We start from the raw sequence: 18,166 nt of genomic DNA, 5'->3' as shown, positions 1-18,166 counted from the left end.
CCGCGCGCGTCCGGCACACTTAAATGTGCTGGTAAACGGCGTAAAAAGCGCAGCGAAGCTCACTCGAACGGTCGCCGTGCTGAAGGATGATTCAACGAGACAGATCCGCGGTCAGAACTGTGGGAAGGCGCACGTGCGTGACCGTGTGGCGCAGCGCATACCCCCGAACAGCCCATGCGGGGCCAGGGGCAGACTGGTCCGGTGAGTGCGAAACCCAGGCGTGGCGAGCTCCGCATCTACCTCGGTGCTGCTCCCGGTGTCGGCAAGACGTTCGCCGTGCTCGGCGAGGCGCACCGGCGGCGGGAACGCGGTACGGACGTGGTCGTCGGATTTGTGGAGACCCACGGCCGTGCGAAGACCGCCGAACTGGTCGAGGGCCTGGAAATCGTGCCGCGCGCACACTCCACGCACCGCGGTGTGGAACTCACGGAGATGGACGTCGACGCGGTGCTGGCCCGCGCACCGGAGCTCGTCGTCGTCGACGAACTGGCGCACACCAACGTGCCCGGATCCCGTAATGCAAAAAGGTGGCAGGACGTCGAGGAACTCCTCGACGCCGGGATTGACGTGCTGTCCACCGTCAACGTGCAGCACCTGGAATCTCTCAACGACGTCGTTCACCGCATAACGGGCGTTCCGCAGCAGGAAACCGTGCCGGACGAGGTCGTGCGCAAAGCCGACCAGACGCAGCTCGTCGACCTGACCCCGGAAGCGCTCCGCCGCAGGCTCGCCCACGGCGACGTCTACACCGCGAACAAGATCGACGCGGCCCTCGGCAACTACTTCCGCGTCGGCAACCTCACGGCGTTGCGCGAGCTCGCGCTGCTGTGGGTCGCGGACCAGGTCGACGTCGGGTTGCTGCGCTACCGAGCCGAGCAGCAGATCACCGACACGTGGGAGACGCGCGAACGCGTCGTCGTCGCGATCACCGGAGGCAAGGAGAGCGAGACGCTCATCCGTCGCGCGCGTCGCATCGCCACGCGCGCGGGTGGCGACCTTCTCGTCGTGCACGTTCTTCGGGGCGATGGCCTGGCAGGTGCCGATCCGCACGCGTTGACGAAGTACCGAAAACTCGCCGATGACGTCGGTGCCACCTTTCACACCGTTGTGGGCGATGACGTGCCGACGGCGCTGTTGGAGTTCTCACGCGGCGTCAACGCCACTCAGCTCGTGGTCGGCACATCGCGCCGTTCACGGCTCGCGCGCGTGTTCTCCGCCGGTATCGGCTCCACGGTCGTGCAGGAGTCCGGCGCGATCGACGTCCACATGGTCACGCACCCGGCGACGACCAGCGGCTGGCGCGCACGGGCCGCGGGAAGTCCGCTCAGGCCGGGCAGGCTCGCGTGGGGCTGGGTCCTCGCGCTGGCCGGACCCGCGCTGGTGACGGCGGCCGGCGCGTCGATGCGCGGCAGCCTGAACTTCTCCACGAACGTCATCACGTACCTGCTGGTCACGCTCGTCGTCGCGATCGTCGGCGGACTCGGGCCGTCGATCGTCACCGCGCTGATCAGCGCGTTGTTGCTCAATTTCTTCTTCACCGAGCCCTTCTACACGTTCACCATCGACGCGCAGCAGAACGTGCTGACCTTCTTCGCGATGATCGTCGTGGGCGTCTCCACGGCGTTGGTGGTGGACCGCGCCGCGCGCCGTGCGACACAGGCAGCGCGCGCTCGGACCGAGGCGACGCTCCTCGCGTCGTACGCGCGCACCGTGTTGACGAACCCGTATCCGCTCGCACGGCTGTTGGAGAAGGTGAAGGAGAACTTCGGCCTCACGTCCGTCGCGTTGCTGGAACGCGTCGACGGCGACTGGGCGCGGGTGGCGTGCGTCGGCGCGAGCCCGTGCGACGAGCCCGACGAGGCGGACGTTGACATCGCGGTGACTCCCGACGTCCACCTGGCACTGCGCGGCCGCTCGCTGCCCGCCTCCGACCGCCGTGTTCTGGAGGCCGCCGCCGGCCAGGCGTTGCTCGCGTTGAGGCAGCAGCGGATGGCCGAGCAGGCCCTCGAAGCCCAGCGCCAGGCCTCCCGCTCCGAGCTGCGCACGGCGTTGCTCTCCGCCGTCGGCCACGACCTCCGCACGCCGCTGACCTCGATCAAGGCGTCGGTGGGCTCCCTGCGCGACCCGGAACTGACGCTCTCCGCGTCCGACACGGCCGAACTGCTGGAGGCGGTCGAGGAGTCGGCGGACCGCCTCACGGCCCTGGTCGACAACCTCCTCGACTCGTCACGACTGGCCACCGGAGCCGTCGAGCCGCAGTTCCGCGCAGTCGGCTACTACGAGGCGGTGGCACGAGCCCTGAGCGGCCTGACCGGCGACATCGAGGTGGACGTCCCAGAGTCGCTACCGCCCGTGCGCGCCGACGTGGGCCTGCTCGAACGGGTGATCGCGAACGTTGTCGGCAACGCCCTGCGCTACGCAGGCGCCGTGGCGCTGTGGGCCTCCGCGCACGGCGACGAGGTGGAACTGCGCGTCGTCGACCACGGCCGAGGCCTGCCCAAGGGCACCGCGGACGAGGTCTTCGCCCCGTTCCAACGCCTGGGCGACCGCACACCGGGCGGCGTCGGCCTCGGCCTGAGCGTGGCGAAGGGCTTCACCGAGGCGATGGGAGGCACGATCACCATGGAGGACACACCCGGCGGCGGACTGACCGTGGTGATCTCACTCCCGGCCGATGAGAGGGTGGCGTGACGAAGGTACTGGTGGTCGACGACGAACCGCAGATCGTGCGCGCGCTGCGGATCAACCTCGCGGCCCGCGGCTACGAGGTCCTGACGGCCCACGACGGCGCCACGGCCCTGCGCCAGGCCGCCGACGGCAAACCGGACGTGGTGGTCCTCGACCTGGGCCTGCCCGACATGGACGGCACCGACGTCATCGCGGGCCTGCGAGGCTGGACCACCCTGCCGATCATCGTCCTCTCGGCCCGCACCAACTCGACCGACAAGGTGGACGCCCTGGACGCAGGCGCCGACGACTACGTCACCAAACCCTTCGGCATGGACGAACTGCTGGCCCGCCTGCGCGCCGCAGTCCGCCGCTCGGCCGTCACGGGCCCCGAGGACGAACCGGTCGTGCAAACCTCGTCCTTCACCGTGGACCTGGCGGCCAAGCGTGTGCTGAAGGACTCCGCCGAAGTCCACCTCACGCCCACCGAGTGGGGCCTTCTGGAACTCCTCGCCCGCAACGCCGGGAAGCTGGTGGCCCAGAAGCAGCTGCTGCGCGAGGTGTGGGGCCCCGCCTACGAGAAGGAGACCCACTACCTGCGGGTGTACGTGGCGCAGCTGCGGCGGAAGCTGGAACCGGAGCCCGCGCGGCCGCGGCATCTGCTGACGGAGCCGGGGATGGGGTACCGGTTCGAGCTGTAGTGCCGAGGTGAGGCGCAACCCCGACGAGCCCTACGGCTTCGGCTCCGGCGCAACCGAACTCGACGACGAGGACGACGTCGGCGCAGCCGTGGACGAGGACGAAGAAGTAGAAGGAGACGTCGGCGTCTCACTCCAAGACGTAGGCGGGTTGCTCTGCGTCTGCGAAGTAGCCGGCACGTTGGTAGTCACCTTCGGCTGCTCCGGCGGAGCCGGCTTCGGCTGCTCCTGCGGCCGCGCCCCCTGCTTCCGGTCCGCCACAGACGACTTCGGCGCACCCGAGGAGACCGTGACGACGACCGTGCTGGTGCTGCCGTCCGGTGCCACGCTCGTGAGGGTCTCGACGACGTCCGCGGACGCCCGCTCCGGGGTCGCCTCCTTGCCGGACGCGGCGAGCATGGACGCCACCGTGGCGAACAGGGTTGCCACGACCACGCCGCCCGCAGCCAGCATCACTGCCGTGCCCACTCGCTTCTTCGGGGGCACCGGTTCGGTCGGTGACTGCGGATGATCTTCCTCGAACACACCCATCTCCTCGTGGGAAACCCGGTCGGATGGACTTGCGTTCGAGTTATCGGCGGAAACGCACCAAAGCCTCAGTCAGGCCACACCTTCGTGTAGCTCTGCGTCACTTGTTGGTGACTGGCGTAACCCTACGGACTCGTCGTCGTTGTCGTCGGGTCCACGGTCGTGGTGGTGGTCGTAGTTGTAGTCGTGGTCGTCGTGGTGGTGGTCGTCTTGGACGACGTGGTCACCGGTGGCGGGTCATCGGTCGTGACGGTGGTCGTGGTGCCGTCGGGCCGTGTGATGGTCGTGATGCGCGTCGGCTTCTTCGTCGTCGTCGTGGTGGTGGACGTCGGCGTCTCGGAGGAGGACGACGACGTCTGCTCGACGGTCGTGGTCGGGGAGGACGTCGGCACGATGCTCAGGGCGTCCTTCACGGCCTCCTTGCGCGGCGGCTGGGTCGACGGGGTCTCGGTGGCGGTGTCCGAGCCCGCGGCGAGTGAGGCGACGGCGGCGAAGACGGTCGCCAACACGACGCCGGACACGGCTAGGACGACCTGCGGCGCACCTTTGAAGAAGCGCGAGCGCGAGTCCGGTTCCGGGCTCTCGTACACGAAGTTTCCCCTGCTCAAGCGTCAGCGACCGAAGTTCTGGGTCCAGTAGTTGCCACGGGTGTCGAGACCCAGGCCCATGGTGGTGAAGGTGCAGTTCTCGATGTTCTCGCGGTGGCCCGTGGAGTTCATCCAGCCCTGCATGACCTGCTCGGGCGTGGTGTAGCCCTTCGCGATGTTCTCGCCGCCGGGCCTCGGGTAGCCCGCTTCCTTCATCCGCACGTCGAAGGTCCTGCCGTCCTTCGAGGTGTGCGAGAAGTAGTTCTGGGTCGCCATGTCCGTGCTGTGGGCCTGGGCCGCGGTCGTGATGCGGTCGTCGATCACGAGCGCCTTGCAGCCCTTCGCGGAGCGAGCGTCGTTCACGAGCTCCAGCACCGCCTGTTCCGGGGTCTTGTTGCCCGGCTGCTGCGGGGGATCGGCGGGCGGCTTCGGCGCTTCGGGAGGCGTCGTCGTGGTGGTGGGAGCCGCTGACGAAGAAGAGGTGGAGGTGGCCGTCGTCGACGACGTGGTGGGAGCTGAGGAGGACGACGATGCCGTGGGGGTGCCGACGCCTGTGTTGTCGGACGACGTCTGTCTGTTGTTGGGTGCCGCGGCGTTGCCTGTGCCCAACTGGTTCGCTGCGTCGGTGGTCTCCTGCTGTGCGGCGTTGGTGAAGCTGATGCCGAGAGGAGAGGTACCGGAGAAGGCCAGACCGCCGACGCCGGTTGCACCGATCAGCAGGCCGAGTAAGAGGCTGCGGGCACTCACGAGTCGGCACCGTACCACTAATGGGTGACAACCCCAGAGTGCGCTTTCAGTCACCTTGGGTCACTACGCAACCATTCGGGGGTGGACGTGCGACTGAACGCGTGGGTGCGTGGACGAGTGCAGGGCGTTGGTTTCCGCTGGTGGACGCGGGCGAGGGCGCTGGAACTGGGCCTGGTCGGCAGCGCTTCGAACAGGCCGGACGGCAGGGTCGAGGTCGTCGCCGAGGGTCCTCGGGAGAAGTGTGAAGAACTGCTCAATGCTCTCCGTTCGGGTGAAACTCCCGGACATGTCGAATCTGTCGGTGAGCAATGGACCGACGCCAGGGGCGACCTGAACGGCTTCGTCGAGCGCTGAACCTTTCCGGAAGAGGTGGCGTAGTAAGGGAGCGTGGACTCCCCGGAAGACGTCCTCATCCAGCTGTACGACCGCTGGCGAGGCCCGCTGCTGCACTACGTGTTGCGGCTGGTCGACGGCGACTTCCAGCAGGCGGAGGACGTCGTCCAGGAGACCCTGCTCCGCGCGTGGCGGCACCACGAGGAGCTGAACCCGGACGACGCCGCGCCGTGGCTCTACACGGTGGCCAAGAACCTGGTGATCTCCGGTTACCGCCGCCGCAACGCACGTGCGACCGAGGTGCCGCTCGAACCGGTGGACCTGCCACCGGTCAACGACCAGGTCGAGCACGTGCTGCAGACGTGGCAGATCGCGTCGGCGCTGCGGGCGCTCACGCCCGAGCACCGGACGGTCGTCATCGAGCTGTACTACCGCCGCCGCACCGTCGCGGAGGCCGCCAAAGCGCTCGGCATCCCGCCGGGCACGGTCAAGTCGCGCTGCTTCTACGCACTGCGGGCGCTGCGCGACGCGCTGGAGGAAAGAGGGGTGACCGAGGCGTGAACTGCCAGCACACCGTCGACGTCGGCGCCTACCTCTTCGGGTCGCTCGACCTCAAGGAGCGGTCCGCGTTCGAACGTCATCTCGGCTCGTGCGACGCGTGCCAGGCCGAGATGCTGCGACTGGCTCCGCTGCCGGGTCTGCTCGGCCGGCTGAGCCTGGACGACGTCGAGAACCTCGACGAGATCCCCGAGTGTCCGCCCGAACCGAACCGTCACCGCCGCGTGCTGGTCCTGTGCGCGGCCGTGTTGCTCGTCCTGGCGCTCGCCGGCGGCGTCCTGCTCCTGACGCCTCCACCTGCACCGACGTGGGCGTCGCACGACCAGAGGACCGGGGTCGACGCCAGCGTCTCCATGGTCACGAAGTCCTGGGGCACCGAGATGTGGTTCCAGCTCGGCAACGTCAAAGCGGGCGCGCGCTGCAAGGTGATGGTGTTCGACCGGGCCGGTCAGCGCGAGATCGGTGGCTGGTGGGGGTCGAGCCACGCCGCTGACGAGCGGATTCCCGGTTCCACGTCGTTCCGGGTAGATCAGATAGATCGCCTGGAAGTGTCTGACGAAACAGGGCTCCTGGTTACTCTCCGTCCCTAGAAACGCAGGTCACGGCACGCCTAACGCATCTAACGCAAGCGTTTGGGTACTCTGCCCGGCGTGCATCTCAAGAGCCTGACGCTGAAGGGCTTCAAGTCCTTCGCCTCGGCTACCACGCTGCGCTTCGAGCCCGGCATCACCTGTGTGGTCGGCCCCAACGGGTCCGGCAAGTCCAACGTGCTCGACGCGCTGCGCTGGGTGATGGGCACGCAGGGTGCCAAGGACCTGCGCGGCGGCAAGATGGAGGACGTCATCTTCGCCGGCACGTCCGGCCGCGCGCCGCTCGGTCGCGCCGAGGTGACGCTGACGATCGACAACTCCGACGGCATGCTGCCGATCGAGTACACCGAGGTGTCGATCACCCGCCGCATGTTCCGCGAGGGCGCCACCGAGTACGAGATCAACGGCAACTCGTGCCGCCTGATGGACATCCAGGAGCTGTTGTCCGACTCCGGCATCGGCCGCGAGATGCACGTGATCGTCGGTCAGGGCCAGCTCGCCGCGATCCTCGAGTCCAAACCGGAGGAACGCCGCGCCTTCATCGAAGAGGCCGCCGGCGTCCTGAAGCACCGCAAGCGCAAGGAAAAGGCGCTGCGCAAGCTCGAGGCGATGCAGGCGAACCTGACGCGTCTCACCGACCTCACCGCCGAACTCCGCCGCCAGCTCAAGCCGCTCGGCAAGCAGGCCGAGATCGCCCGCCGCGCACAGGTCGTGCAGTCCGAGGTGCGAGACAGCAAACTCCGCCTGCTCGCCGACGACCTCGTGACGCAACGGGAAGCCATTGCGCAGGAGGAACACGACGAGGCGAAGGCCCGCGAGCGCCGCGCCGAGGTCGAGAAGTCGTTGCAGGCCGCGCAGTACCAGCAGAACGAGCTGGAAGAGCGCGTCGCCGCCGACTCGCCGAAGCTGCAGGCGGCGCAGGACACCTGGTACCGGCTGTCTGCTTTGGAGGAACGGCTGCGCGGCACCGTCCGCCTCGCCGCCGAACGCGCGCGGCACCTGTCCGCCGAGCTGGACGCGCCGTCCCGCGGCCGCGACCCCGACGACCTCGAGCGCGAGGCCGAGGAGACCGCCGAGATGGAGCTGGAGCTCCAGGAAGGCGTGACCGAGGCGAGGATCGCTCTGGCCGAGGCCGTGGAGACGCGGTCCGAGCTCGAGCGCATGGTCTCCCAGGCCGAGAAGGCGCACATCGCCGCCGTCCGCGCGATCGCCGACCGCCGCGAGGGCCTGGCGAGGCTGTCCGGTCAGGTGGAAGCGTTGCGCAGCAAGACGAACGCGACCGCCGAGGAGATCGAACGACTTTCCGGCACGCTCGCCGAAGCCTCCGAACGCGTCGAGTTCGCGTCGATCGAACTCGCTGAGGCGCAGGCGGTCACCGGCTACGAGGACGAGGGAGACAACGACCTCGACGAACGTCACCGTCACGCCGTGCAGTCCAACGACGCGGCACGGCAGCGCGTCGAGGAACTGGTCAAGGCCGAACGCACCGCAGAACGCGACATCGCGTCGTGGCGCGCCCGCGTGGACGCTCTCTCGTTGGGCCTGACGCGCAAGGACGGTGCGGGCGCGCTGCTCGCGTCCGACGTGCCGGGCCTGCTGGGTTCGGTCGCTGCTCTGCTGACTGTCGAACCCGGTTTCGAGGTTGCCCTGGCGGCCGCACTGGGCCCGATCGCGGACGCTGTGGCGGTTTCTTCCGGCGACGGGGCTTTGCAGGCGCTGAAGCTGTTGAAGGAGAAGGACGCCGGTCGCGCAGGCGTGCTCATCGGCTCGTACGGCTCCACTGCGGACACCTCGCAGTGGGGGTACCTCCCGCACGGCGCGCGGTGGGCGATCGACGTCGTGCACGCGCCCGAGGCGTTGCGTCCGGCACTGGCGCGCGCGCTCGATCGTCTTGCGGTGGTGGACGATCTGGACACCGCGGCCCGCCTGAACGTGCGCGCGGTGACCCGTGACGGCGACGTCTTCGGCACGGACTGGGCGATCGGTGGCTCGGGATCGCAGGGCCAGAGCGTGATCGAGGTGCAGGCGGCCGTCGACGAGGCCCAGGAGCAGCTGGCGACCGCCGAACGCGCGCTGGAGCACGCCTCGGCCGCGCTGGAAGGCGCCCGCGCCGAGCAGCAGGCCCGCCGCAAGGTGCTCGACGCGGTCAAGGAGGCCGTGCAGGAGGCCAAGGTCCGCCAGGCCCGCTCCGGCGAGCGGCTGAACCGGATGGTCGCGGCAGTGCGGTCCGCGGAGGCCGAGGTCAGCCGCATCACCGAGCAACGCGCCAAGGTCGAGCGGTCGCGCGAGGAAGCCCTGCTGAAGCTGGGCGAGCTCGAAGAGCGGCTGCTGATGGCCGAGGAGGAGCAGACGCTGGAGGACGAGCCGGACACCGACCAGCGCGACGCGCTGGCCGCCGAGCTCGCCCAGGCGCGCCAGGCCGAGATGGACGCACGCCTTGTGCAGCGCACCGCAGAAGAGCGCGCACGGGCGTTGCAGGGCAAGGCAGACGGTCTGCGTCGTGCCGCGCGCGCCGAGCGTGAGGCTCGTGAACGCCACGCGCGCGCAACGCAGCACCGCGCGCGTGGAGCCCAGGTCGCGAAGGCAGTTGTCCGCGGCGGCGAGCAGGCGTTGGAACGCATCGAAATTTCGCTGGCCCGCGCCGCCCGTGAGCGCGATCTGGCTCAGGAACGCCGTCAGCAGCACGAGCTCCTGCTCACCCAGGTGCGCAACCTCGTCCGCGAGATGTCCGGCGAGCTGGAGAAGCTCGTCGACGCCGTGCACCGCGACGAGGTGCTCAGGGCCGAGCAGCGCCTGCGCATCGAGCAGCTCGAGACCAAGATCGCCGAGGACTTCGGCATCGGCCTCGACGACCTCGTCAACGAGTACGGCCCCGACTGCCCCGTGCCTCCGTCGGCCCAGGAGATGGCCGAGTACCAGGCCGCCAAGGAACGCGGCGAGCAGGTCTCCGAGCCGCAGCCGATGCCCTACGACCGGGACACGCAGGCCCGGCGCGCCAAGCGTGCCGAGCGCGACCTGTCGTTGCTGGGCAAGGTGAACCCGCTCGCGCTGGAGGAGTTCGCGGCGCTGGAGGAGCGCTACAAGTTCCTCTCGACCCAGCTCGAGGACATCAAGGACACCCGCCGCGACCTGCTGACCGTCGTGAAGGAGGTCGACGACAAGATCCTGGAGGTCTTCACGTCGGCCTACGAGGACGTGGCGCGCGAGTTCGAGATCGTCTTCAAGGTCCTGTTCCCCGGCGGCGACGGCCGGCTGGTGCTGACCGAGCCCGAGGACATGCTGACCACCGGCATCGAGCTGGAGGCCCGCCCGCCCGGCAAGAAGGTCAAGCGCCTGTCGCTGCTCTCCGGCGGCGAGAAGTCGCTGGCCGCCGTCGCGATGCTGGTCGCGATCTTCCGCGCCCGTCCCTCACCGTTCTACGTCATGGACGAGGTCGAGGCGGCGCTGGACGACACGAACCTACACCGGCTGATCGGCCTGTTCCAGCAGCTGCGGGACCGGTCGCAGCTGCTGATCATCACGCACCAGAAGCCGACCATGGAGATCGCGGACGCGCTCTACGGCGTCTCGATGCGCGGTGACGGCATCTCGCAGGTGATCTCGCAGCGGCTGCGGACGTCCGGAGACGAGCCTGCCCGTGCCGCGGCTCCCGTACCGGAGGCGGCGCCCGCCGAGGAGACGGCGCCTGCACAGGAAGCGGCGCCCGAACCGGCAGAGGACTGAGGGTCGCGCCTGAAGGGGTGAAGTCCCCCAGGTCGAACCTCACCACTTCAGGCGCGCACCACCACTGTGCGCGCCCGACCTTGTGAGAATCTTGTATCCGCAGGTCAGTCGCGGATGGCGTCCAGCCGCGCGGCCTCTTCCGGCGTGGGCGCGGTACCACCCAGGTGCGCCGGAGCCCACCAGGCACCCGGCTCGTTCGGGTAACCGGCCTGCGCGGTGTCCAGCAGGTCCTGCATGCGCTTGCGCAGCAGTCCGTCGCCGGAGTCGCCGGGGGAGGGCTCGAACGGCTCGCCGATGAGGATCGTGATCGGCACGTGCCGCTGCGTCAGGTTCTTGGGACGGCCCTTGGTCCACAGGCGCTGCGTGCCCCACAACGCCATGGGAACGAGCGGTACGCCGGCCTCGTGCGCCAGGCGGTTCGCGCCGGACTTGATGTCCTTGACCGTGAACGAACGGCTGATGGTCGCCTCGGGGAAGATCCCGACGACCTCGCCGGTGCGGAGCGCGGACAGGGCCTGCTGGTAGGAGGCCTGGCCCGCGCTCCGGTCGACGGGGATGTGGTGCATGCCGCGCATGAGCGGGCCTGCGATCTTGTTGGCGAAGATCTCGTGCTTCGCCATGAACCGCGTGAGGCGTCCCGACGGGCGCGCGCCGTAGCCCGCGAAGATGAAGTCGAGGTAGCTGACGTGGTTGGACGCCAGCACCGCTCCTCCGGTGCGCGGGACGTGGTGCGCCCCCTCGATGGTGATCTGCAGGTCGAGCACCTTGAACATGAGCTTCGCTGCGGCGATCACCGGGGGATAAACGCGATCCGACATGCTTCCGAACGGTAGCCGGAAAAGCTACTGACCGGTAGCGGCCCCTTCGTGTTCTCGCATGACCTTCGGCACGCCCGCGAGGTCCTCGTCGTTGCACAGCAGCTTGAGGTCGTAGTACGGGTTGCCGTGTGTGTCGTCGTAGTCAAGATGGACTGCGATGACGTCCACGGGCTCGCCCAGCCACTCCTGGGTCTGCCGCAGCCACGCGGCGGCACGTTCCAGAGCAGTGGGCAGGTCATCGTCTCGGAATTCGACCGGCCGGTACGGAACACCCTGGACGCCGTCCCGGTTGTTCGCCGGCAAGGGCAGGTCGACGGCCACCCCGGTTTCGTTGAGATCGAGTTGGATCGTTTCCTCACTCACCGTAGAAGAGTCCCCCACCCTCACCAGCCCTGCAAGCCCGAATCTGGGTGTCCTCCCGGTCGTGTGAGGCGTACCTCAGGTGGATCTCTTCAGGAACGCGATGTCGCGCTTCAGCTTGGTGATCCGGTCGTGAGTGGGCATGAGCACGTGCGACAGCGTCGCCAGCAACTGCTCCAGCTCGCCGGCCGCGCCTTCGGTGTCGCCGGTCTGGTACCGCAGATTGGCCAGCAGCTGTCTGGTCTCCAAGGTGTCGGCGTGCTCGGAGCCCAGCACGCGGACCTGGTCGCGCAGGAGGGGTTCGCAGACGCGGATGGCCTTGGTGAACTGCGATGCGGTGCCGAGCAGCCTCGCGAGGTCCAGCCGGAGGCCGAGGGTCCGGGGGTGATCCGCGCCGACGAGCTCGGTGTGGTCCTGGACCTGTGCCCTGAGCTCGCGCGCCGCTCGTCCGAAATCGCCGGCATGGGCGGCCACGAGCTCTTCGAGTTCCCGCACGGAGGACATCCACGCCATTTTACCCGTCCGAAAACTCCCTCGCGTCCGGCCGCCGCGGGAGCAACCATTCCTTCCATGTACGACATCCGTTTCGCCGAACCTGGCGACCTCGGCGCCACGATGGCGCTGCTGGTCCGGCTCCAGGCCGACAACGCGCATCACATCGGGTACCTCGGTGAGACAGTCGAAGAGCTCCGCGCGGAGCTCGGCGAGTTCGAGCCCAGCTGGGCCGACTGCACGGTGGTGGCCGTCGACGCCGACGACAACATCACCGGCATGCTCAGCGTGGAGATCGACGCCGAGCTGGGCCGCGCGTGGCTGCACGGACCGTTCGTCGACGTACCGGTCAACCACCCGGCGGGCAGCCGCATCTGGGACCAGACCGCCGACGCGATGTTCCGGCGCGCCGCCGAGCTCCTCGCCGGCACCACCGACCTCGAGCTCTACGGGCACACCGCCCACCGGCGGCTGGCGGCGTTCGCCGAACGCCACGGTTTCGCCGCCGGCAAGGCGAGTGCCATCCACGTACTCGACAACGGGGATCTGCGCACGTTGTTGCTGAGGGACGCGAAGTGCCCCAGCGAACGCGAGATGCGCGTCCTCCCGACCGATCCGTTCGTGCACGAGGCCGTCGCGGTCCTGCACGAACGATGTTTTCCCCGCACGTACCTGTCCGGCAAGCAACTCGTCGAGTCCAAGCCGGAGAACCGCACGGTCGTCGTCGCGATGGACGGCCAACGCGTGCTGGGCTACGCCGCCGGCAAAGCCCAGCCCGAGGAGTACTACATCGACTTCGTGGCCGTGGAACCCGACGTCCGCGGTCAGGGCGTGGGCGCGGCACTCGTCACCGAACTGCTCTGGAAACTCGCGGCGGACCACGGTGCACGACCGCAGGCCGCCGCTTCCATCCACTCAGGCAACTCGTCGTCGCAGAACATGTTCGCCCGCCTAGGCTTTCGCCTTCACATCGAGCTCGTCGCCTACCGGCACACCGCGTGAGTGCCGCAGTGACAGCAACCCACCGACAACCAGGGTGACCGCCACCCCCAGGGGCGTGTTCCACCAGCCGGTCAGGGACTTCCGGGTCGCGTCGGCCTTCGCGAAGTCGATCGTCGGCGTGCTGCCGACGAACTTGACCCCGAGAATCACGAAACCGACGACCAGCACCGTCGTCACGAACGCGATGATCGCGTCCACCTGCGTGACGCGCTTGAAGATCAGGCCGAGGAGGAAGGCCCCGAGCAGCGCGCCGTAGGTGTAGCCGGCGATGCCGAGCGCCTGCACCACGATCGGGTCAGCCGTGGTCTTGTTCGAGGAGGCGAACAGACCCGCGCAGACGATGAGCAGTCCGGCCCACACCAGGGTCCAGATCCGCCCGTGGCGCAGGCGTTCTTCGTCGGTCATCGGGGTCTTGCGGACGCGTTCGTACACGTCCGTGACGGTGCTGGAAGCCAAGGCGCCCAACGATGACGACAGCGCGGCCGCGAGGATGCCGGCGATCACGAAGCCGGAGAGTCCCGAAGGCAGGTCGTTGACGATGAAGTGGGCGAAGAGCTCGTCCTTGTTGTTGAGCCCCAGGCCCTTCACCGGGTCGACGCCGTTGTAGAACGCCCACATCATCACGCCGATGAACAGGAAGAACGCGAACTGCAGGAACACCACGAAACCGGAGGCGATCAACGCCTTCTGCGCGGACTTCACGTCCCGCGTGGCCATGAGCCGTTGCACGATCAGCTGATCCGCGCCGTGCGAGGCCATCGACAGCAGGGCGCCACCGAAGAACGCCGCGATGAACGGGTAGGCGCCCGTCAGCGGTGACGAGGTGAAGTCGAAGATCTGGAACTTGCTCGCGTCCGCTGCCTTGCCGAGCCAGCCGTCGGGCAGCTGACCGGCCAGCACCCACACCACGACGACGCCGCCGAGGACGTACCAGAGCATCTGGATGGCGTCGACCCACACGACCGCGCGGGCGCCGCCGAAGAAGCTGTAGAAGACCATCGCGATGCCCAGCGCCACGACGATCGCCCAGTACGACGCGGTGATCCCGTACTCGGCCAGCACGACCTTGATCGGGATCGCGGTCGCGAAGAGCCGGATGCCGTCCGCGAGCAGACGCGTGAAGAGGAACGTCACGGACGCTGTGGCGCGCATGCCGTTGCCGTAACGCTTGCCCAGGAACGCATACGCCGTGACGAGGTCACCGGCGATGTAGCGCGGCAGCAGCACGAAGCTCACGACGATGCGTCCGACGATGTAGCCGAGCGCGAGCGTCAGGTAGGTCATGCCGCCCTGCGCGGGCGTCGCCATGTAGGCGATCACCGGCACGCTCAGGACCGTGAGCGTCGACGTCTCCGCAGACACGACCGACAGGCAGACGACCCACCACGAGATGCTCTTCTCGCTGACGAAGTAGTCGGTGGACGACTTCTGCCTGCCGCCGATCCACGTGCCGAGCAACGGCATGCCGACGAGGAACAGGGCGATGATCGCGAGGTCTAGTCCGCGCACTTCGGTTCCCCCACTTTCAGCTTGGTCACTGCGGTCGTCACGGGTTCGGGCAGCCGGAGCGGCCCGTTGCCGGGAGTGATGCTGCCGAGCAGCCGCGGGCCGGACGCACCGGTCGCGGACGGAGTGTTGCCCGCAACCCCGTGCCACGTCAGGAATCCGAGCAGTGCGGCCAGGTAGGCCTCCTTGCCGTCCCTGGGCAGGCCCAGGGAGTCGCTGATCCGCAGCGGGATCGGGTCGAGGGCGTTTTCCACTGCCTCCACCAGCACCGGGTTGCGCATGCCGCCTCCGGACGCGACGACGACACTCGCATCGTGCGCGCGGCACGCGTCCGCGATGGTGCGGGCGGTCAGTTCGGCGAGCGTGCGCAGCATGTCCTCGGCGGGGACGGTCGGGAACCCCTGGAGGTAGTCCGCGTTGAACAGCTCCTTGCCCGTCGACTTGGGCCAGGGCTTCGAGTAGTACGGGTCGGAGAGGAGCTTCTTGAGGACGTCCTCGCGGACGACGCCTCTTCGCGCGAATTCGCCGTTGGTGTCCTGGCGGCGTTGCCCGTGGGAGATGACCTCCATGACGGCGTCCATCAGCGCGTTGCCGGGCCCCGTGTCGTAGGCGATCGGCGGGCTGTCGGGCCGCACGACGGTGATGTTCGCGATGCCACCGATGTTCAACGCGACCGCGGGGGTGTCGCCGGCCAGCCACAGCGCGTCGAGGGTGCTCGCGAGCGGCGCTCCCTGACCACCCGCGGCGACGTCGCGCACGCGCAGGTCGGCGACGACCGGCAGCCCGGTCCGTTCGGCGATCCACGCGGGCTGGCCGAGCTGCAGCGTGCCGAGGCAGTCGCCGTCCTGCACCTCGTGGTGGACGGTCTGGCCGAGCGAGGAGATCAGGTCCGCGGGCAGGTACCCGGCGGCGACTTCTCCGAAAGCCTGCCCGAGCGACGTGTCGAAGGCGCACACTTCAGCGAGGTCCCGCGGTTTCTCCAGCAGGTCCTTGGGGAAGGGGTGCTCGGCGCACTGCACCGGCACGAGCTCGACGACGTCGCCGTTGATCGACAGGTCGGCGACGGCCACGTCGATGCCGTCCATCGACGTGCCGGAAATCAGTCCGATCACCCTCACGACGTGTGGTCTATTCCACACCGCGTACAGGCGCAAGAGCTTCGGTGAAATTTTCGCCTAATTGAGCAATATCTGGTTGACAGGTCACATGCGGGCCTGTGAAACCATGGTCCCGTGTCGACGTCTTCCCTTGTCCTGATCCTCGTCGTCGTGGCGGTCGTGCTGATCGCCGCGCTGGTGACCGGCGTGGTGCTGACGCGTCGCCGTCGCATCAGCCTCACCCAGAAGGAGGAGGGCCCGAAGTCCGGCGGATACCAGGCCGCGTCCGGGATCTCGCTGGCCCCGGCCGCGCCCGAGGCCTCGGAGGCGGAGGTGGTGGCGACCGTCGAGGCCGTCGCGAACACCGCGCCCGTCGAGCACCCGGTGGCCGACCGGACCGAGGTCGACGGCCAGCCGGGCGTCGGCGACGACGCCTCCGTGCCGCGTGACTCGGTGAAGCGCGGCTTCGTCGAGGTCGACCTGCCGGAAGAGGCGTCCGAGGTCGAGGAGATCGAGCCCACGGCCGGGCGGCTCGAACGGCTGCGCGGGAAGCTGTCGAAGTCGCGCAACGCGTTCGGCTCGTCGTTGCTCGGACTGCTGGGCGCCGGCGACCTGGACGAGGACTCGTGGCAGGACGTCGAGGACACGTTGCTGATCGCGGACCTGGGTGCGGCGACCACGACCGAGATCGTGTCGACTTTGAGGTCGAAGATCGCTGGGGCCGGGGTGCGGACCGAGGCCGAGGCCACTGCGTTGCTGCGGTCGGTGCTGGTGGATGCGTTGCACCCGAAGATGGACCGGTCGTTGAAGGCGCTGCCGCACGCCGGTAAGCCCGCTGTGTTGCTGGTTGTCGGAGTCAACGGTGTCGGCAAGACGACCACCACCGGCAAGTTGGCGCGTGTTCTGGTGGCTGATGGGCGCACGGTGTTGTTGGGGGCTGCGGACACGTTCCGTGCGGCGGCTGCGGATCAGTTGGAGACCTGGGGGAAGCGGGTCGGGGCTGAGACTGTGCGGGGGCCCGAGGGCGGGGATCCCGCCTCGGTGGCGTTCGAGGCGGTCAAGCGGGGGATGGACACCGGGGTGTCCACGGTGCTGATCGACACGGCTGGGCGGTTGCACACCAAGAAGGGGCTCATGGATGAGCTCGGCAAGGTGAAGCGCGTCGTGGAGAAGCAGGCTGTGGTGGATGAGGTTCTGCTGGTGCTGGATGCCACTACTGGGCAGAACGGGCTCACTCAGGCTCGGGTGTTCGCTGAGCAGGTCGACATCACCGGGATTGTGCTCACCAAGCTGGACGGGACTGCCAAGGGTGGGATCGTTTTTCAGGTTCAGCGGGAGTTGGGGGTGCCGGTGAAGCTGGTGGGGCTCGGTGAGGGCGCTGACCACCTGGCGCCGTTCGAGCCGGGTGCTTTCGTGGATGCTTTGCTCGGGTGACGTCGTCTCCCCGTCGGCTTTGAGGCGTCTGCAAGTACTACCAACTCATGATCGAATCACCGGTAACTACACCCAACCTGTTCGGCGCTCGCCGAACAGGTTGGGTGTAGTTACGGGCCTGTTGATGTTGGGTTGGTGGTACTTGCAGACGCCATAGCAGCAATGGCGTGTTGTGTTGGGGCGAGCGTCGGTGAAGTGGGGAACCTGCTGAGCAGGTTGTGATGCAAAGGTCCCGGAGCGGGGGACGCCTGCGTCAGCTCGCGCGGTCCGCCAGGCGCTTCGCCACGGCCATGACCTCCGGCAGGATCCGTGACACGGCCTCCTTCGTCAGCCTGCCCTCCGGGCCCGATACCGATACCGCTGCCAGCGCTGGGCCACCGATCACCGGTACCGCGATGCAGCGCACGCCCAGTTCCTGCTCCGACTCGTCCAGGGCGTAGCCGCGTTCCGCGATCTCGTCCAGCTCGTCCAGGAGTTCGGACGTGTCCGTGATCGTGTTCGGGGTGTAGGCGGGCAGGCCTGTGCGGTCCAGCAGCGACCGGACCTCGTCCCGAGGCAACTGCGAGAGCATCGCCTTGCCCACGCCTGTGCCGTGGGGGAGCAGGCGGCGGCCCACCTCGGTGAACATGCGCATCGAGTGTTTTGAGGGCACCTGTGCCACGTAGACGACCTCGTCGCCGTCCAGGACGGCGAGGTTTGCGGTTTCCTCTACCGAGTCAACTAGTTGGGAGAGGAAAGGCCTGGCCCACGTGCCGTACTGGCGCGAGGCGGTCTCGCCCAGGCGGATCAGGCGGGAGCCGAGGGTGTAGCGCCGGTTGCTGTTCTGACGCACATAGCCCAGCGTGACGAGGGTGCGGATCAGGCGATGGATCGTGGGGAGGGGTAGGCCCGAGCTTTGTGCCAGCTCGGAGAGGGAGGCTTCGCCGCCTGCGTCTGCCAGGCGTTCTAGCAGGTCGAAGGCTCTTTGCAGGGACTGCACGCCACCTGTGGACACGTGCGGCTCCTCTCATTGCAGTTCCGCAATGC

Annotated in this window: 17 protein-coding genes; 10 read left to right on the top strand and 7 right to left on the bottom strand. The window is 68.3% G+C overall.

Annotated elements, in window-relative coordinates:
• The first annotated feature begins 174 nt into the window (after window positions 1–174).
• From ACFOWZ_RS19355 to ACFOWZ_RS19340, 4 genes are all read left to right on the top strand, one after another.
• On the top strand, window positions 175–2,691 hold the full coding sequence (locus ACFOWZ_RS19355) for a DUF4118 domain-containing protein (protein ID WP_382374339.1): 2,517 nt from the start codon (window positions 175–177) through the stop codon (window positions 2,689–2,691).
• The gene (locus ACFOWZ_RS19350) at window positions 2,688–3,368 is read left to right on the top strand and encodes a response regulator (RefSeq protein WP_382374337.1); all 681 of its coding nucleotides are present in this window, start codon (window positions 2,688–2,690) and stop codon (window positions 3,366–3,368) included. The genes ACFOWZ_RS19355 and ACFOWZ_RS19350 overlap by 4 nt, the downstream gene beginning before the upstream one ends.
• A 7-nt stretch (window positions 3,369–3,375) precedes the next feature.
• Entirely contained in the window at window positions 3,376–3,876 is a 501-nt protein-coding gene (locus tag ACFOWZ_RS19345) for a hypothetical protein (protein WP_382374335.1), read from the top strand.
• A gap of 185 nt (window positions 3,877–4,061) precedes the next feature.
• Window positions 4,062–4,532 carry a hypothetical protein gene (locus ACFOWZ_RS19340; RefSeq protein ID WP_382374333.1) on the top strand — a complete coding sequence of 157 codons (471 nt, stop codon included), beginning with the start codon at window positions 4,062–4,064 and terminating at the stop codon, window positions 4,530–4,532.
• On the opposite strand, the gene ACFOWZ_RS19335 is transcribed toward ACFOWZ_RS19340, so the two are convergent.
• Window positions 4,505–5,227 (bottom strand): CAP domain-containing protein, encoded by a 723-nt coding sequence (locus tag ACFOWZ_RS19335; protein WP_382374331.1) that lies wholly within the window; start codon window positions 5,225–5,227, stop codon window positions 4,505–4,507. The genes ACFOWZ_RS19340 and ACFOWZ_RS19335 overlap by 28 nt on opposite strands.
• 81 nt (window positions 5,228–5,308) lie before the next feature.
• Between ACFOWZ_RS19335 and ACFOWZ_RS19330 the strand changes: the two genes are divergently transcribed.
• Genes ACFOWZ_RS19330 through smc form a run of 4 tightly spaced genes read left to right on the top strand, consistent with a single transcriptional unit; the run spans window position 5,309 to window position 10,431 of the window.
• Window positions 5,309–5,581 carry an acylphosphatase gene (locus tag ACFOWZ_RS19330; RefSeq protein ID WP_382374329.1) on the top strand — a complete coding sequence of 91 codons (273 nt, stop codon included), beginning with the start codon at window positions 5,309–5,311 and terminating at the stop codon, window positions 5,579–5,581.
• A gap of 33 nt (window positions 5,582–5,614) precedes the next feature.
• Window positions 5,615–6,121 (top strand): sigma-70 family RNA polymerase sigma factor, encoded by a 507-nt coding sequence (locus ACFOWZ_RS19325; protein WP_382374327.1) that lies wholly within the window; start codon window positions 5,615–5,617, stop codon window positions 6,119–6,121.
• Window positions 6,118–6,708 (top strand): anti-sigma factor family protein, encoded by a 591-nt coding sequence (locus tag ACFOWZ_RS19320; RefSeq protein ID WP_382374325.1) that lies wholly within the window; start codon window positions 6,118–6,120, stop codon window positions 6,706–6,708. Before ACFOWZ_RS19325 ends, ACFOWZ_RS19320 begins: the two co-directional genes overlap by 4 nt.
• A 60-nt stretch (window positions 6,709–6,768) precedes the next feature.
• Window positions 6,769–10,431, top strand: coding sequence for a chromosome segregation protein SMC (smc, locus tag ACFOWZ_RS19315; RefSeq protein WP_382374323.1), 3,663 nt, complete (start codon window positions 6,769–6,771; stop codon window positions 10,429–10,431).
• A 104-nt stretch (window positions 10,432–10,535) separates the two neighbouring features.
• On the opposite strand, the gene ACFOWZ_RS19310 is transcribed toward smc, so the two are convergent.
• The 3 genes from ACFOWZ_RS19310 to ACFOWZ_RS19300 all read right to left on the bottom strand — a co-directional run bounded on the left by ACFOWZ_RS19310 (window position 10,536) and on the right by ACFOWZ_RS19300 (window position 12,113).
• Window positions 10,536–11,249 carry a lysophospholipid acyltransferase family protein gene (locus tag ACFOWZ_RS19310; RefSeq protein WP_382374321.1) on the bottom strand — a complete coding sequence of 238 codons (714 nt, stop codon included), beginning with the start codon at window positions 11,247–11,249 and terminating at the stop codon, window positions 10,536–10,538.
• Window positions 11,250–11,273: 24 nt separating this feature from the next.
• Window positions 11,274–11,612: a hypothetical protein gene (locus tag ACFOWZ_RS19305; protein ID WP_030467982.1), complete on the bottom strand. Its 339-nt coding sequence runs from the start codon at window positions 11,610–11,612 to the stop codon at window positions 11,274–11,276.
• A 75-nt stretch (window positions 11,613–11,687) separates the two neighbouring features.
• Window positions 11,688–12,113 (bottom strand): hypothetical protein, encoded by a 426-nt coding sequence (locus tag ACFOWZ_RS19300; protein ID WP_382374319.1) that lies wholly within the window; start codon window positions 12,111–12,113, stop codon window positions 11,688–11,690.
• 66 nt (window positions 12,114–12,179) lie between these two features.
• Here ACFOWZ_RS19300 and ACFOWZ_RS19295 point away from each other — a divergent pair, with 66 nt between their 5' ends.
• Window positions 12,180–13,103, top strand: a complete 924-nt coding sequence (locus ACFOWZ_RS19295; RefSeq protein WP_382374317.1) for a GNAT family N-acetyltransferase — start codon at window positions 12,180–12,182, stop codon at window positions 13,101–13,103.
• On the opposite strand, the gene ACFOWZ_RS19290 is transcribed toward ACFOWZ_RS19295, so the two are convergent.
• Both ACFOWZ_RS19290 and ACFOWZ_RS19285 read right to left on the bottom strand, forming a co-directional pair.
• Window positions 13,053–14,612, bottom strand: coding sequence for a sodium:solute symporter (locus tag ACFOWZ_RS19290; RefSeq protein WP_382374315.1), 1,560 nt, complete (start codon window positions 14,610–14,612; stop codon window positions 13,053–13,055). The two genes, ACFOWZ_RS19295 and ACFOWZ_RS19290, sit on opposite strands and share 51 nt — an antisense overlap.
• On the bottom strand, window positions 14,600–15,721 hold the full coding sequence (locus ACFOWZ_RS19285) for an anhydro-N-acetylmuramic acid kinase (protein WP_382375093.1): 1,122 nt from the start codon (window positions 15,719–15,721) through the stop codon (window positions 14,600–14,602). The genes ACFOWZ_RS19290 and ACFOWZ_RS19285 overlap by 13 nt, the downstream gene beginning before the upstream one ends.
• A 120-nt stretch (window positions 15,722–15,841) precedes the next feature.
• Here ACFOWZ_RS19285 and ftsY point away from each other — a divergent pair, with 120 nt between their 5' ends.
• Window positions 15,842–17,140 (top strand): signal recognition particle-docking protein FtsY, encoded by a 1,299-nt coding sequence (ftsY, locus tag ACFOWZ_RS19280; RefSeq protein ID WP_382374313.1) that lies wholly within the window; start codon window positions 15,842–15,844, stop codon window positions 17,138–17,140.
• 253 nt (window positions 17,141–17,393) lie between these two features.
• On the opposite strand, the gene ACFOWZ_RS19275 is transcribed toward ftsY, so the two are convergent.
• Window positions 17,394–18,134: an IclR family transcriptional regulator gene (locus ACFOWZ_RS19275; RefSeq protein ID WP_382374311.1), complete on the bottom strand. Its 741-nt coding sequence runs from the start codon at window positions 18,132–18,134 to the stop codon at window positions 17,394–17,396.
• Between the last annotated feature and the right edge of the window lie 32 nt (window positions 18,135–18,166).

The sequence above is a fragment of the Lentzea rhizosphaerae genome (genome assembly GCF_042649515.1).
GTDB classification, from domain to species: domain Bacteria; phylum Actinomycetota; class Actinomycetes; order Mycobacteriales; family Pseudonocardiaceae; genus Lentzea; species Lentzea aerocolonigenes.
This window is presented reverse-complemented; position numbering and strand designations above follow the sequence as displayed.